The sequence below is a fragment of the Kitasatospora sp. NPDC001175 genome (genome assembly GCF_053598215.1).
Genome location: NZ_JBSFJU010000042.1, coordinates 25,012 through 38,322 on the forward strand (window position 1 = coordinate 25,012; position 13,311 = coordinate 38,322).

8 protein-coding genes are annotated in these 13,311 nt (G+C 74.4%); 4 read left to right on the forward strand and 4 right to left on the reverse strand.

Features of this window, described 5'->3' with window-relative positions; genetic code table 11:
• Positions 1 to 154: 154 nt before the first annotated feature.
• Both ACWDAK_RS26335 and ACWDAK_RS26340 read left to right on the forward strand, forming a co-directional pair.
• A complete protein-coding gene (locus ACWDAK_RS26335) occupies positions 155 to 1,690 on the forward strand; it encodes a hypothetical protein (RefSeq protein WP_344636776.1) in 1,536 nt (511 codons plus the stop codon).
• A gap of 150 nt (positions 1,691 to 1,840) precedes the next feature.
• A complete protein-coding gene (locus tag ACWDAK_RS26340) occupies positions 1,841 to 5,200 on the forward strand; it encodes an AfsR/SARP family transcriptional regulator (protein WP_427394946.1) in 3,360 nt (1,119 codons plus the stop codon).
• A gap of 77 nt (positions 5,201 to 5,277) precedes the next feature.
• Here ACWDAK_RS26340 and ACWDAK_RS26345 read toward each other — a convergent pair whose 3' ends face one another.
• The 4 genes from ACWDAK_RS26345 to ACWDAK_RS26360 form a co-directional block, all read right to left on the reverse strand.
• Positions 5,278 to 6,948 (reverse strand): alpha/beta hydrolase, encoded by a 1,671-nt coding sequence (locus ACWDAK_RS26345; RefSeq protein WP_427394945.1) that lies wholly within the window; start codon positions 6,946 to 6,948, stop codon positions 5,278 to 5,280.
• A gap of 232 nt (positions 6,949 to 7,180) precedes the next feature.
• Positions 7,181 to 8,167, reverse strand: coding sequence for an MASE1 domain-containing protein (locus tag ACWDAK_RS26350; RefSeq protein WP_344636779.1), 987 nt, complete (start codon positions 8,165 to 8,167; stop codon positions 7,181 to 7,183).
• Positions 8,168 to 8,304: 137 nt separating this feature from the next.
• Positions 8,305 to 9,150, reverse strand: a complete 846-nt coding sequence (locus tag ACWDAK_RS26355) for a PP2C family protein-serine/threonine phosphatase (RefSeq protein ID WP_344636780.1) — start codon at positions 9,148 to 9,150, stop codon at positions 8,305 to 8,307.
• A gap of 168 nt (positions 9,151 to 9,318) precedes the next feature.
• The gene (locus tag ACWDAK_RS26360) at positions 9,319 to 10,455 is read right to left on the reverse strand and encodes an alpha/beta hydrolase (protein WP_344636781.1); all 1,137 of its coding nucleotides are present in this window, start codon (positions 10,453 to 10,455) and stop codon (positions 9,319 to 9,321) included.
• 482 nt (positions 10,456 to 10,937) lie between these two features.
• Here ACWDAK_RS26360 and ACWDAK_RS26365 point away from each other — a divergent pair, with 482 nt between their 5' ends.
• Both ACWDAK_RS26365 and ACWDAK_RS26370 read left to right on the forward strand, forming a co-directional pair.
• Positions 10,938 to 11,540, forward strand: coding sequence for a DUF6542 domain-containing protein (locus tag ACWDAK_RS26365; protein WP_427394944.1), 603 nt, complete (start codon positions 10,938 to 10,940; stop codon positions 11,538 to 11,540).
• The gene (locus tag ACWDAK_RS26370; protein ID WP_427394943.1) at positions 11,533 to 13,182 is read left to right on the forward strand and encodes an LCP family protein; all 1,650 of its coding nucleotides are present in this window, start codon (positions 11,533 to 11,535) and stop codon (positions 13,180 to 13,182) included. The genes ACWDAK_RS26365 and ACWDAK_RS26370 overlap by 8 nt, the downstream gene beginning before the upstream one ends.
• Positions 13,183 to 13,311 lie beyond the last annotated feature (129 nt).

Below are 13,311 nucleotides of genomic sequence, written 5' to 3' on the forward strand. Positions count from 1 at the left end.
TAAGGGAGTTGGGGCCAGATCCGCGGCCCGGATCGGCATGTCTTCGACAAGAAGATAACTCGTCAGTAACATCGCTTAAGCGGCTGTCCCACGCCGCCTGTGTCTACTGATCTCGCGCGGTCGTGTCCTCGTCCGCCGCGCCAAAGGGGACTTGTTGAACAGCTCCGCTCGCAAAGCCGTCCTGCCTGCCATCGCGGCGGCGATCGTCCTCGGCGGTTCCGCCTGTGCGGCACCCGGGGGCGGGCCGCAGGCCGCCGGGACGCCGGGGACACCGAGTGTCGCCGATGCCTCGACCATCGCGGCCGCCCGCGCCGGCTCGGAGGCCCTCGTGGTGGCCGCCGCCCAGCCGGGAGCGGAGCAGACCGCGGTCAGCACCCCAGCCGCGGGGGGCGGACGTCCCGCCGCTGCCTCCGCCGCGCGGGGCGTCCAGCTCGCCGCCTACGACCCGGCCACCGGAACCGCCGTGCTCAAAGCCGGTACGACCGGGGTGAACGGCGCGGCGTCGAGCGCCTCGCCCGCGGCCAAGTCGTCGGGTACGCCCGCCGCGAAGCCCTCGGCCGGGAGCTCGTCCGCCGGGAACCCGCCCGCTGGGAAGCCGTCGGCGTCCGCCGCGGCCTCCCAGCCGGCCTCGGCCGCTCCGGCCGACACCGTGCGGCCCGGCCAGCTGATAGCCAGCCCGCCGACCGCGGCCGCGCCGAAGGGGGCGCTGCTGGCCGTCACCGCGGTGCAGCCGGGCAAGGACGGTTCGGTCACCGCCGCCACCCGCCCCGCGACCCTGTCCGAGTTGCTCGGTTCCGCCGAGGCGGACGGGAAGATCGCCGTCGACCCGCACGCGATCACGGTGAAGCCGCTGGTGAAGGACCTGAAGCTGACGTTCGGCAAGGACGGCGGCACGTCGAAGGCCGACGCGTCCGGCACGCTCCAGCTGGACCTGAACGCGCCGGTCGCCCTGCCGGGCGGCAGCGCCTCGGCCTCCGGCTCCCTGCAGCTGCGGCCCGCCGTGCACTTCGCGTACCACGGTGCCGCCCAGGGCAGCCCGCGTACCGCGTCGGTCGGGTTCGACCTCGGCGCGCACGCGCAGTGGAAGGTCAGCGGCGAACTGGCGAAGACCACCGGCAACCCGGTCCGCGTCCCCTTCGCCGAGCTGCACGCCAACCCCGTGCTCACGGTCGGCGGCCTGCCGGTCGTGGTCAACCTCGGCCTGACCTGCTTCCTGGAGGTCAACGCCGACGGCAAGGTGACCATGGACGCCGAGCAGCAGTTCGACGGCGCCTGGGCGGTGCAGGCCCAGTACACCGGCGGCCGGGGCTGGAGCCCGGTGACCGACACCGGTGACACCAAGATCTCGCCGGTCAAGGCGCAGCTCTCCGGCAAGGCCGCCGTCCGCGCGGGCCTCGGCGCCGAGGTGAACGTCGGTCTGTTCAACGCGGTCGGCGTGGACGCCACGCTGGAGCCGTACGTCCGGGCCCAGGGCGAGGGCTCGCTCACCCTGGACACCTCGAAGGGCATCACCCCGCAGGTGCGCGGCAACCTCGCGCTGTACGGCGGCGTCGATCTGACGGGCGCGCTGTCGGCGCACCTGAAGATCTTCGGCACGCCGGTGGTGGACAAGGAGCTCCCGCTGCCCGGCTACCACAAGGAGTGGCTGCTGAAGTCGGTCGGCTCGGCCCCGGCGCCGTCGGCCGGCTGACCACGGAGGACGCCCGCGGCCCGCTTCCGTGCGGCTGACCGCGGAGGGCGCCCGCTGCCGTTCGACTGGCGGTGGAGGGCGCCCGCTGCCGCCCGCTCCCGTCCGGTACGGAATGATCACCGTGCGGACGGGAGAAGGGGCGCGGGGGCGATGCGTATCGGGATACTGGGACCGCTTCAGGTCCTGGGCGGCGCGGACGGGCCGCCGATCGGGATCGGCGGAGCCCGGCTGCGCGCACTGCTGATCCGGCTGGCGCTCGACCCCGGCCGACTGGTCGTCAGCGAGCGGCTGGTCCAGGACCTCTGGGAGGACCGGCCGCCGTCCGATCCGGCCGGCGCGCTGCAGTCCCTGGTCTCCCGGCTGCGGCGGGCCCTGGACGCCGACCCCGGGACCGGCCGGGCCGCGATCGGCTCGCACCCCTCGGGCTACCGGCTCGACCTGCCGCCGGACGCCGTCGACGCCTGGGCCTTCGAACGGGCGGCGGCCGAAGGGCGGGCCGCGCTCGGCGCCGGCGAGTTCGAGCGGGCCGTGCGGGTGCTCCGCGAGGCGCTGTCGCTCTGGCGCGGGGACCCGCTGGCGGACGCCGGTGCCGCCGCCTTCGCCGCGGCGCCGGCGGCCCGGCTGCGCGAGGTACGGCTGGCGGCCGTCGAGGACCGGGTGGACGCCGAACTCGCGCTGGCCGGCACCGGCGTCCCGGGGATGCTGCCCGGGCTGATCGCCGAGCTGACCGAGCTGTGCACGGCCGACCCGCTGCGGGAGCGGTTCGCGGCCCGGCTGATGCGGGCGCTGCAGGCGGACGGGCAGCAGGCCGCCGCGTTGGAAGCCTACGACCGCACCCGCCGGGCACTGGCGGAAGAGCTCGGCACGGACCCGGGCCCCGAGCTGCGGGACGTCCACCTGCGGGTACTGCGCGGCGATGCCCCGGCCGGCAAGGACACGCACTCCGCCGTGCACTCCGCGGCCCGGAGCAGCGGCCCCGGCGCCCGGGCCGGCAGCGGACCCGGTGGGCTGCCGGCCCGGTCGACCAGCTTCGTCGGCCGGACGGAGGAACTGGCCGAAGTCCGTCGGCTGCTCGGCGAGCACCGGCTGGTGACCCTGACCGGGCCCGGCGGTGTGGGCAAGACCAGGCTGGCGGTGGAAACCGGAGCGGCCTTCGAGGTGCGGCGGCCCGGCGAGGAGCGGCGGCTCGGCGAGGTGCGGATGGTCGAGCTGGCGTCCGCCGCCGGCCCGGGCGCCGTCGTCGCCGCCGTCCTGACGGCCGTCTGCCGACCGGCGGTCGGGGTACTGGCCGGCGGACTGCCGGCCGGACCGGCGGCCGCGGGCTCCGCCGGTGACCCGGTCGACCGGATCGTTCAGGAGCTGACCGCTCGCCCGGTGGTGCTCCTCCTGGACAACTGCGAACACGTCGTCGACGAGGCCGCACTCGTCGTCGGCCGCCTGCTGGCCGCCGCGCCGCAGGTCCGGGTACTGGCCACCAGCCGGGAGCCGCTGGGCGTACCGGGGGAGGCCCTGCACCCGGTGCGGCCGCTCGCAGTTCCCGGGCCAGGCGCCGACCCCGAGGAAGCCCGCACGCATTCCGCCGTGGCGCTGTTCGCCGACCGCGCGGCAGCGGTCAGCCCCGGCTTCACGGTCGACGCCGCGAGCGCTCCGCACGTGGTCCGGCTCTGCCGCGAGCTGGACGGCATCCCGCTCGCCATCGAGCTGGCGGCGGCCCGGCTGCGCTCGCTGACGCCGGCCCAGCTGGCGGGCCGGCTCGACGACCGCCTGCGGCTGCTGGCCCAGGGCAGCCGCACCGCGCTGCCCAGGCACCGTACGCTCCGTGCCGTCATCGACTGGAGCTGGGCGCTGCTGGTGGAGGACGAGCGGGTGCTGCTGCGGCGGCTGTCCGTGTTCTCCGGCGGGGCAGGGCTCGCCGACGCGCACCGGGTGTGCGCCGGCCACTGGCCGGGCGGCGAGCGGCCCGACGAGACCGCCGTGCAGGACCTGCTGGCCGCACTGGTGGACAAGTCGCTGGTGGTGCTCCTCCCGGCGGCGGATTCGGCCGGCGCCGAGCGGTACCGGCTGCTGGAGACCGTCCGGGAGTACGCCGCCGGGAGACTCGCCGAGGCCGGGGAGACGGAGACCGTCGGCGCGGCGCACACCGAGTGCTTCCTCGAACTCGCCGAGACCGCCGAGCCCCTGCTGCGCACCGCCGACCAACTGGCCTGGCTCGCCCGGATCGACGCCGAGCAGGGCAACCTGGACGCCGCGCTGCGCCGGGAGATCCGGGCGGCGGGCAACGGGCCCGGGTCGGCCGAGCGGGGGCTGAGGCTGGCCGCCGCAAGGGTGTGGCCGTGGCTGATGCGCGGCCAGGGGCACCAGGCCGGGGAGCGGACGGCCGAGGTCCTGCGGGTCTTCGGAGCCACGCCGCCGCCCGGTGCCGAACAGGCCCACGGCATCTGCGTGATCGTCGCGCAGCTCACCCTGTCGCTGCGCGGTGACGGCGACGCCGCCGTGGCCGAGGCCTTCACCGGTGCGCTGGTGACGGCGCAGCAGGCCGACCATCCCATCGCCCTGGCCGCCGCCCTGATCCCCGCCATGGGCGGCTCGTCGCGCGGCGCGGCCCAGGTGGCGGAACGGTTCTCGACCCACGCCAACCCGTGGATCGCGGCCCTCGCGCCGCTGGTCCTCGGCCGGATGGAGCTCAGTAGCGGTCGGGTGCGGCGCGCCGAGGAGTGCCTGCGCACCTCGCTGCTCCGGTTCCGGCGCCTTCGCGACCGGTGGGGCCTGGCCCTGGCACTGATCACGCTGGCCGGCCTGCTGTCCGTCACCGGGGAGGTGGCCGAGGCGATGGCCGCGCTGGACGAGGCCCGCCGCTACGACGCCGAGGTCGGCGGTGCGGGCGAGTCCCCGATGCTGCTGGTGCTGTCCGGCCAACTGCTGGCGCGCGGCGGCGACCTGAGCGCCGCCAGGGCCGAGCTCGAGCAGGCGCACGACATCGCCCTGCGCAACCGCGACCCGCAGTTGCAGTTGGCGTCGCGGTACGCGATCGGCGAACTGGCCCGCCGGACAGGGGAGTTCGAGGAGGCGCTGAACTGCCAGCAGCAGGTGGCGAGTTCCCTCCAGGACCGGATCGCGGCCGGGACCGGCAGCCCGGACCAGGTCCAGCTGCTGGCGCTGCTGCACACCAGCCTGGGGCGGATCCGCCTGCGCCTGGGCAGCCCGGAACAGGCCGCCGAGGCACACCGGCGGGCCCTGGAACTGGCCGCCGACTGCGGCGACCACCCGGTCCGGGCCGCGGCCCTGGAGGGCTTCGCCGAGTACTGCCTCGCGCACGGCGACGCCGGACGGAGTGCGGCGGCCCTGGGCGCCGCACACGCGCTGCGCGGAACGCACGACGCGGGTGACCCGGAACTGCGCGAGCTCCGGGACGGCTGCCGCGCCGCGCTCGGTGCGGACGGCTTCGCCGCCGCCTGGCGGCACGGCCGGAGGCTGCCCAGGCCCGAGACGCTTTCCCTGCCGCCCGGGTGAGGCCGCATCGGCCCGCCGAAGCCCCTGTGCGGGGCCGCGGCGGGCCGACAGTGTCTCGTCGCCTCTGCCGGATCCCGTCAGCCGACGGTGTCGAAGGGCTGGTGGTCGGGCCGGCAGACCGTGTCGGACGGCGGCAGGACGCTGTCCACGAGGTAGCGGGCCTCGTGCGCGGCGGCGCAGCCGCTGGGGTTGGCGAGAACGGTGTGGCCGTAGCCGTCCACGGTCAACAGGCGGGCGCGGGAGAGGGTCTGGGCCATGGCCCGGGAGCCCTGGTAGGGCCAGGCCGGGTCACCGGTGTTGGCCACGACGAGGACCGGATTGGCGGTCGGGCGGTTCCACGGTCCGTCGTAGCGGTCGCGGTCCGTGGCCGGCCAGGTGGCGCAGGGCTCCGCGGCCCAGGCGAAGTACGCGCCGAGCGGGCCGGACCTGGCCCGGGCGAGGGCGGCCTGCGCCGGATAGGCGGACGGGGAGCGCGGGTTGGCGCTGTCCGCGCACACCACACCGAGGGCCTGCTCCTTCCCCTGGTAGACGGCGGGGGCTGGGGCGTCTGCGGCGGTGGTGGCGGCGGTGGTGGTGGCGGTGGAGCCGGTCCAGAGCTGCTGGAGCTGCGACCCGAGGCCCGTCCAGCCGGCCGCCAGGTACGGTATCGGCCTGGTGGCGTCGAGTTGCAACGCGATGCTCTCCAGCGCGGACGCGTAGCTGAAGGGCATCGCCCCCATCGGGGTGTCGATGGTGACCGGCCGCTGCTGCAGGCGCTGGAGCAGGGTGGCGAACTTGGCCCGGGTCGCGGCGGCGTCACCGGCGGCGAAGGCGCAGGTCTTGGGCCCGGCCTGGCCGCACTGGTCGAGGAAGGCGTTCAGGACGTGATCGGCGGCCAGGTCGGTACCGGTCCGCAGGAAGGCACCGAGCCGCCCGGCCTGAGCACTGTCTTTGGTGGACCAGGCCACCGGGTCCACGGCGCTGTCCAGGATCATCGACCGCACCCTGCCGGGGAACAGGTTGGCGTAGGTTGCGCCGAGGTAGGTGCCGTAGGAGACGCCGTAGTAGGTGAGCTGGCGGTCCCCGACGGCCTGGCGGAGCAGGTCCATGTCCCTGGCGACGTTCGCCGTGGACAGGTGCGGCAGCAGCGCCGGGTTGTTCCGGAGGCACTCCTGGCCGAAGCGCGCATAGGCGTCGGTCCAGGTCCGCTCCTGCTGCCGTCCCACCGGGAAACCGGCGGGGACACCGGCGAAGAACCTCTGCTCGGCCGCGATGTCCGGGAAGCAGTGCGTCGCGGTGCTCGTGCCGACGCCCCTCGGGTCGAAGCTGATGATGTCGAAGCGCTTCTGCACCTGCTCGGGGAAGAGCGAGGTCATCGCCCGAAGTGCCAGGGTGCCCGGTGCGCCGGGACCGCCCGGGTTGTAGAACAGCGACCCGATCCGGTGTGCCGGTTCGGCCGCCGGGTGCTTGATCACCTTGATGTCGATGGTGGCGCCGTGCGGTGCGCGGTAGTCGAGCGGCACGTGGGCGGTGGCGCACTCGAAGCCGTCGGCGCACGACTGCCAGACGAGCCTGGGGACCGGGGCGGCGGCGGTCGAGGCGGTCGCGGCGCTCGCCGTTGCGGTGACGGCCGGGAGGGCCGTCGCGATCAGTCCGGCGATGGCTGTCGCGGCGCGTGCCCGGCGTGCGGCCGCGGTCGGGCGCTTGGCGCGGGGGAGGGGACGGCGGAGGCTTGCGGTCAGACCTCCGGGCCGGAGTGCGGGAGTCATCGGGTGCCCTTTCGGTGTCCTTGCCGGGACGGCCGCGGCGTCGTCGGCCACGACCCGCCCTTCCGGCGTGGCACACCCTGCCGGTGCGTGCTGTCAGACCGCTGGCAGCGCGCTGGCACCGTCGCGGCAGGCGGGCCGGACCCCTGGCGGCCGTCGCTCCGCCCCGGGACGCGGGCGCGCCGGCCGCCATCCGGGGCGGTGCATCACGGTGCGTCAGGCATGTCGCGGTGGATCAGGCGCGGGGCGGGGGCCAGTGGGGGGTGCCGTCGCCGGGGTCGAGGCGGGCGACCACTTCGGCGAGGCCGATGCAGGCCTGTTCGATCTTGCGGTAGGTGCTCTTCCGTTCGGCGATGACGGCTGACAGCAGCAGTCCGGTCAGGGCGGCGGAGCCGTTGAGGGCTTGGAGGGTGATCATGGTCCCGAGCAGGCTGCGGTGGGTGAAGGGTCCGTTGTGGTCGGTGGCGGCCACCACGGTCAGGACGGAGACCAGCAGGACGCACGGTGCGGCCCCCGCCAGCTGGAAACGCAGCACGGCCCAGATGAGCAGCGGGAAGACCAGGAACAGCAGATCGAGCGTGGTGTTGGTGACCAGCAGTGTCACCCCGGCGGTGGCGGCCAGCAGCGCCGCCGGTTCGATCCACCGGTACAAGGCGATGTCCCGGGGCATCCGGGCGCTGCGCAGGACGAGCAGCACCGGGGTGACCACGAGTACGCCCATCGCGTCGCCGGTGTACCAGGCCGACCAGGTGGGCCAGAAGCCGCTCGGCGGCAGGCTGCCGTACAGGACCAGCGAGCCGGTGCCCACGGTCGAGCTGATCAGCATCCCGGTGAGCGCGCCCAGGAAGACCAGCGCGAGACCGTCGCGCAGCCGGTCCAGTTCGACCCGGAAGCCGACGCGGCGCAGCATCAGGTAGGCGCAGATCGGGGCGAGGGTGTCACCGGGGACGACGCCGAGGGCGGAGAGGTTGAGGTCGATCGTCCCGGTCACCAGCAGGGTGCCCAGGGCGATCCCCGGCCAGATCCGCAGGCCCAGGAGGAGTAAGGCGGTCAGGGCGATGCCGGTGGGCGGCCAGAGCGGGGTGACCTCCGCCCCCGCGATGTTCACTTTCTGCAGCAGGCCGAGCCGTCCGGCCGCGAAGTAGAGGGCGGCGATGACGATGATCTGGAGGCCTGTCGCGGAGAAACGCCGGAGTCGCTCGTTTCGCAGCACAGCAGCCATCACACAACGTCCGGCAGCCGTGCCCGTACGTGACACGCGCGCACGGGCCCACCGGACCGCGTCAGCCGTACTGGGTCGCGGCGGCCGTACCGGGCCGCCGGGGCCGCTGCCGGAGTGGCTGCCCGGAGGCTGGGCTTTCAGTCGGGCAGGTCGGCCGGCTTCTCGTGGCAGAGGACCAGGACGGCGGCGTCGTCGGAGTGGCCGGTGAGGTCGGCGACCTTGAGGACCTCGGCTGCGAGGATGCCGGGGTCGACACCGGTCTGGCCGGTGACCTGGGCCCCTAGCGCCTCCATCACCCGGTCGAGCCCCGCCTCGATCGGGAAGGACGGGCCCTCGACCACCCCGTCCGTGAACAGGGCGATCGCCCCGGCCTGCGACAGCCGTCGGGCGGACACCGGGTACACCTCGCCGGGCAGGATGCCGAGCGGTAGTCCGCCCTCGTCCTGGGCGATGCCGCTGCGGCCGTCGGCGGTGGCCCAGACGGCCGGGACGTGGCCGGCCCGGGCACCGGCCAGCTCCCAGGTGAGCGGGTCGAAGCGGAGGAAGGTGCAGGTGGCGAAGAGCCGGGTGTCCATCGACAGCAGCAGGTCGTTCGCCCGGCTGAGCACCTCGCCGGGGTCGGTGGAGGCGGCGGCGACCGCGCGCAGCCCGATCCTGACCTGGCCCATGAAGGCGGCCGCTTCCACGTCGTGGCCCTGGACGTCGCCGATGGAGAACCCGAGCGTTCCGTCGGGCAGCCAGAAGCCGTCGTACCAGTCACCGCCGATGTCCAGGCCGTTTCGGGCGGGCGTGTACCGGGCGGCGGTCCGCAGGCCCGGCAGCTCGGGCAGGACGCCCGGGAGCAGCTCGCGCTGCAGGGCCTCGGCGAGTTCCACCCGGGCCTGCTGGAACTCGGCCCGCTCCAGTGCCTGGGCGGTCAGCCGCCCGAGCTCGTCGAGCAGGTCGTCGGCGCTGGCGGGCCGGGGGGAACGGTGTCGGGGCATGGACCCTCCGAGGTGCCTCAGCGGCGGGCCCAGCCCGAGCTGGGCTCATGGCGAAACCCCGGATTCATCATATTTCCGCGACGGGGGTACCGCCGGACGGAGCAACGGCCGAAGGGCATCGGGGCCGCGAGCCGGGCAGCGCCGTGCGGTCCCGGTTCCGTCATCCCGTCATGCCCCGCGCCCGCTCCACAGCGTGTCGAAGTCGTGGACGGCCCGCTGGGCGGCCGGGGCGAGGGCGGTGGTGCCGGCCTGGGCGCGGGCGGGCCGGAGGAGGTGGTCGACGTCGGGGAGGGTGACCAGGCCGGGGCCGGTGGTGCCGGCGGCGGCCAGGGCGGCGACCAGCGGGCCGGTGGTCGAGCAGGGGAGGTCGGCGTCGGCGGTGCCGCAGGTGACCATGGCCCTGGCGCCGGCGGGCACCTGGCCGGCCGGGTCGGGCGGGTGGACGGCGTCGGCGGTGCGGACGTACGCGGCGCTGGAGTTGAAGTCCTCGAAGACGGCGGCCGTCTGCGCGGGCATGTCGGTGGTGTCGGCCGTCCCGCCCGCGCGCAGGTCGGCCACGCCCTGGGCGATGGACTCCTTGACGGCGGCGGCCTGGTCGGCGTCGATCCGTCCGGCGGCGACGTCGGTGTCCAGCTGCCGGTCCAGCCTGAGGGTGACGAGGTCCAGCAGGCGTTCGTCCTGGGGCTGGAGCAGGGCCAGACCGGCGGGGGCGGGCCGGGCGGTCCGGACGGCCTCAAGGGCGATCACGGCGCCCTCGTCGTGCCCGGCGAGCAGCAGCCGGTGCGGGTCGGTGGTGCTGCGGGAGGCGAGGAACCGGTACGCGGCCTCGGCCTGTCGGACGTATGCGCCGAGGTCGAGTGTGGCGGCCTTGTCGGTGTACGCGCCGAGCCCGGTCAGCCCGGTGCCGTACTTGTCGTAGCGCAGGGTCGCGATGCCGTCGTCGCCCATCAGCCGGGCCAGTTCGGCGAGGGTGCCGGGGCTGAGCCGGGGCTGGTTGCCGTCGCGGTCGGTGGGGCCGCTGCCGGGGAGCAGCAGGGCGGCCGGGAGCCGGCTGCCGGGGGCGTGGGCGGGGATGTGCAGGGTGCCGTACGTGGTGGTGCCGTCCACCGTGAACGAGATGTTGTGGTCCCCGGACGCCAGGTCGGTGCTGAGGACGGTGGTGGCCGAGGGGGTCAGCGGGGCGGGAGCGGTCGGGACGGCGGGCGGAGCGGCCCGGCCGCTGCCGCAGCCCGTCAGCACCCCCGCGCTCAGCACCAGGACGGCCAGGATCGCCGCGACGCGGTACGGCTGCCTGGGTGGGCGCATGGGCTGCTCCGGGGTAGAGCGGCGACCGCTCCCGGCGGACCGGTGGTGGAGCACTTCGCGTCGGGGGCTCAGCACCCAGGTATAGGCCATGGCATGACGTTCCGCTCGGTGGCGGCGGTCGCCCGGATGTCGGGGTCCGGACCGGGGCCGGGGGCGGTCGCGGTGCGGTGCCGGGGCGGCAGCGCCACCGCTGTGGCTGTCGCTCGTTGCACGTAGGCGAGTGGTGGAGCCGTTACACCCCTGCGGGTGACTTCGAGGGAGCGCCTTTGTATGCTTCGGTCATTCTCTACACGTCTGTAGAAGTAAATGGGAGGCCCGTCCGGGCGGCTCGAACGTCGGAACCGGCGCTCGGGCGCCGCATGTCCCAGTAGGTGGCGAGGACGCACTCGCGTCCCCGCGCCGCCCGTCCGCCGGTGTCCGCACCGGCCTGGGTCGAGGCGGGACGTGGCGGTTCAGCAGCCGAGCGAACGAGGGGTGTGGGCATGACGGGACAACGGGCGCGTGCGCCCTACGGCGAGGCGGAAGCGCGGCGTCAGCGCCCGGTCCCGCCCGCGCGGCGCTCGGACGAGGGCCTCGCGCAGAGCACCGGCGCCATCGCGCAGCGGCGTCCCGGCGCGGCCGCCGGGCAGGTCCCGGGCAGCCGGCGGTCCATCGAGGACGCCGACGGCCGGGGCCGCCGGGACGCCCGTGCGGCGAACGCCGGACGCGGTGCCGGAGAGCGGCTGCCCGCGGTCTACCCGGCGCTCGGACTGCCGGTGTTCGGCGCCGTGGTCGACGCGGTGACCGGGTCCGGGGTCGGAGTGGTCTTCGCGGTCTGCGCGGTGCTGGGTGCGGCGCTGGCCACGCTGGTCAGCAGCCGGGCCGGCTGGTGGTGGGTGGTCACCTCCGCGCCGGTGGTGGTGCTGACGGTGGCCGTCGGGACCGAGTACCTCGTCAACGGGGACAAGTACCAGGGCAAGGCGCTGGCCAGTGGGGCGCTGCGCTGGGTGACCCACGCCTTCCCGGTGATGTCGGCGGCCGTGCTGGCCGCACTGCTGATGATCGTGGTCCGCAGGCTGCGGGAGGAGAGGGGCCGTCGTGGCTGAGGGCAGGCAGGGTCAGATGCGGTCGCGCAAGCCGGGCGGCGCCCGTGGTGGACGGCGGATCTCGCCGCTGCTGATGGCCGGCCGGACCGTGGCCTGCGTCGTCTCGGTGGCGGTGCTCGGCTCCAGCGGCTTCACCTGGTACACCCTGAAGGACCTCCAGGACGGGCTGACCACCTCCAGTGCGCTGGACGAGGCCAAGCGCAACGCGCCGCCGCACCTGGACAAGTCCGTCAACCTGCTGCTGATCGGCCTGGACAGCCGCAAGGACATGGACGGCAACGACCTGCCGCCGCAGGTGGTCGAGGACGACCTGCACGCCGGCAGCAGCAGCGACATCGGCGGCTACAACACCAACTCCCTGATCGTGCTGCACATCCCGGCCAACGGCGGCAAGGTGACGGCGCTGTCCGTCCCGCGCGACGACTACGTCCAGACGTACGGTGCGGACGGGAGGATGCACAAGATCAAGGAGGCGTACGGGATAGCCAAGGACGCCGCCGAGAGCAAGCTGCAGGGCAAGGGGCTGTCCAAGTCGGAGTTGGAGCGGCAGAGCCGGGAGGCCGGGCGCTCGGCGACCATCCAGACGGTGCAGAAGTTCCTCGACATCCCGATCGACCACTTCGCCGAGGTCAACCTGATCGGCTTCTACGACATCGCCAAGGCGTTGGAGCCGATCCGGGTCTGCCTCAACCACCCGGTCAGCGACCCGATCATCTCCCGTACCGCCACCCATGAGGGCGGCGGCACCGGCCTCAAGCTCCCCGCCGGCTACAGCGACCTGAACGCGGCGGACGCCCTCTCCTTCGTCCGCCAGCGGCACAACCTTCCCGGCGGCGACCTCGACCGCACCCACCGCCAGCAGGCCTTCATCGCCTCCGTCGAGTACAAGCTGAAGCAGCAGGGGGTGATAGGCGACCTCGGGCAGATGCAGAAGCTGTTCAACGTGGTGAAGAAGGACGTGGTCATCGACAACCAGTGGGACATCCTGGACTTCGCCCAGCAGGCACCCAACCTCACCGGTGGCAACGTCGAGTTCAACACCCTCCCGATCAGCGGCTTCAAGACCATCGGCGGCGAGGCCGTCAACACCGTCAACCCCGACCTGATCAAGAGGATCGTGCAGCAGCTGTTCGGCCACGATTCGGCACCGGTGCCCGCCCCCTCCGACACCGCGGGCGGGGACTCGGGGCCCTCCACCGCTCCGGCGGACGACTCCGGAGGCGGTTCGCTGAAGGGCACGGTGGAGGTGTACAACGCGTCCAAGGTCAGCAAGGCGGCGGCGAACGAGTCCAAGGCGCTCACCGACATGGGCCTCAAGGCCGGCAGGTACGGCGAGGCGACCAGTCACCCGAGGACCACCACCGTGGTGTACGGCTCCGGGGAGAAGGGCGCCGCCGAGAAGGTGGCGGCCCGCTACGGGGTCACCGCAACCGCCTCCTCGTCCGTGCCCGCGGGCCGCATCGTGGTGACCCTGGGCACCGGGTACACCCCGCCGTCCGACAGCACCGGCCTCGACTCGGCCCCCAGCGGCGGTTCGGACGACTCCGCCTCCCCGTCCAGCAGTGACACCCCGGACCCGGCCTCCACCCTCCCGATGCAGGGACCCGCCGTGAAGGCGGGCGGCATCCCCTGCGTCGACTGAGCGGACGGGCCGCCGCCTCCGGGTCTCCCGGATCCCGCCCCCGGGCTTTCCCTGACACTCAGTCAGGGAGAGCCCGGGGGCGGGTCGGGGTGATTCCCGATGCGCCGTCGACCGGTCGGCCGACACCAT

Bases quoted from the DNA above. Each gene is read 5' to 3' on its own strand.
- ACWDAK_RS26360 (WP_344636781.1), bottom strand. From the start codon at position 10,455: ATGCGCCCACCCAGGCAGCCGTACCGCGTCGCGGCGATCCTGGCCGTC.
- ACWDAK_RS26345 (WP_427394945.1), bottom strand. From the start codon at position 6,948: ATGACTCCCGCACTCCGGCCCGGAGGTCTGACCGCAAGCCTCCGCCGT.
- ACWDAK_RS26350 (WP_344636779.1), bottom strand. From the start codon at position 8,167: ATGGCTGCTGTGCTGCGAAACGAGCGACTCCGGCGTTTCTCCGCGACA.
- ACWDAK_RS26355 (WP_344636780.1), bottom strand. From the start codon at position 9,150: ATGCCCCGACACCGTTCCCCCCGGCCCGCCAGCGCCGACGACCTGCTC.
- ACWDAK_RS26340 (WP_427394946.1), top strand. From the start codon at position 1,841: ATGCGTATCGGGATACTGGGACCGCTTCAGGTCCTGGGCGGCGCGGAC.
- ACWDAK_RS26365 (WP_427394944.1), top strand. From the start codon at position 10,938: ATGACGGGACAACGGGCGCGTGCGCCCTACGGCGAGGCGGAAGCGCGG.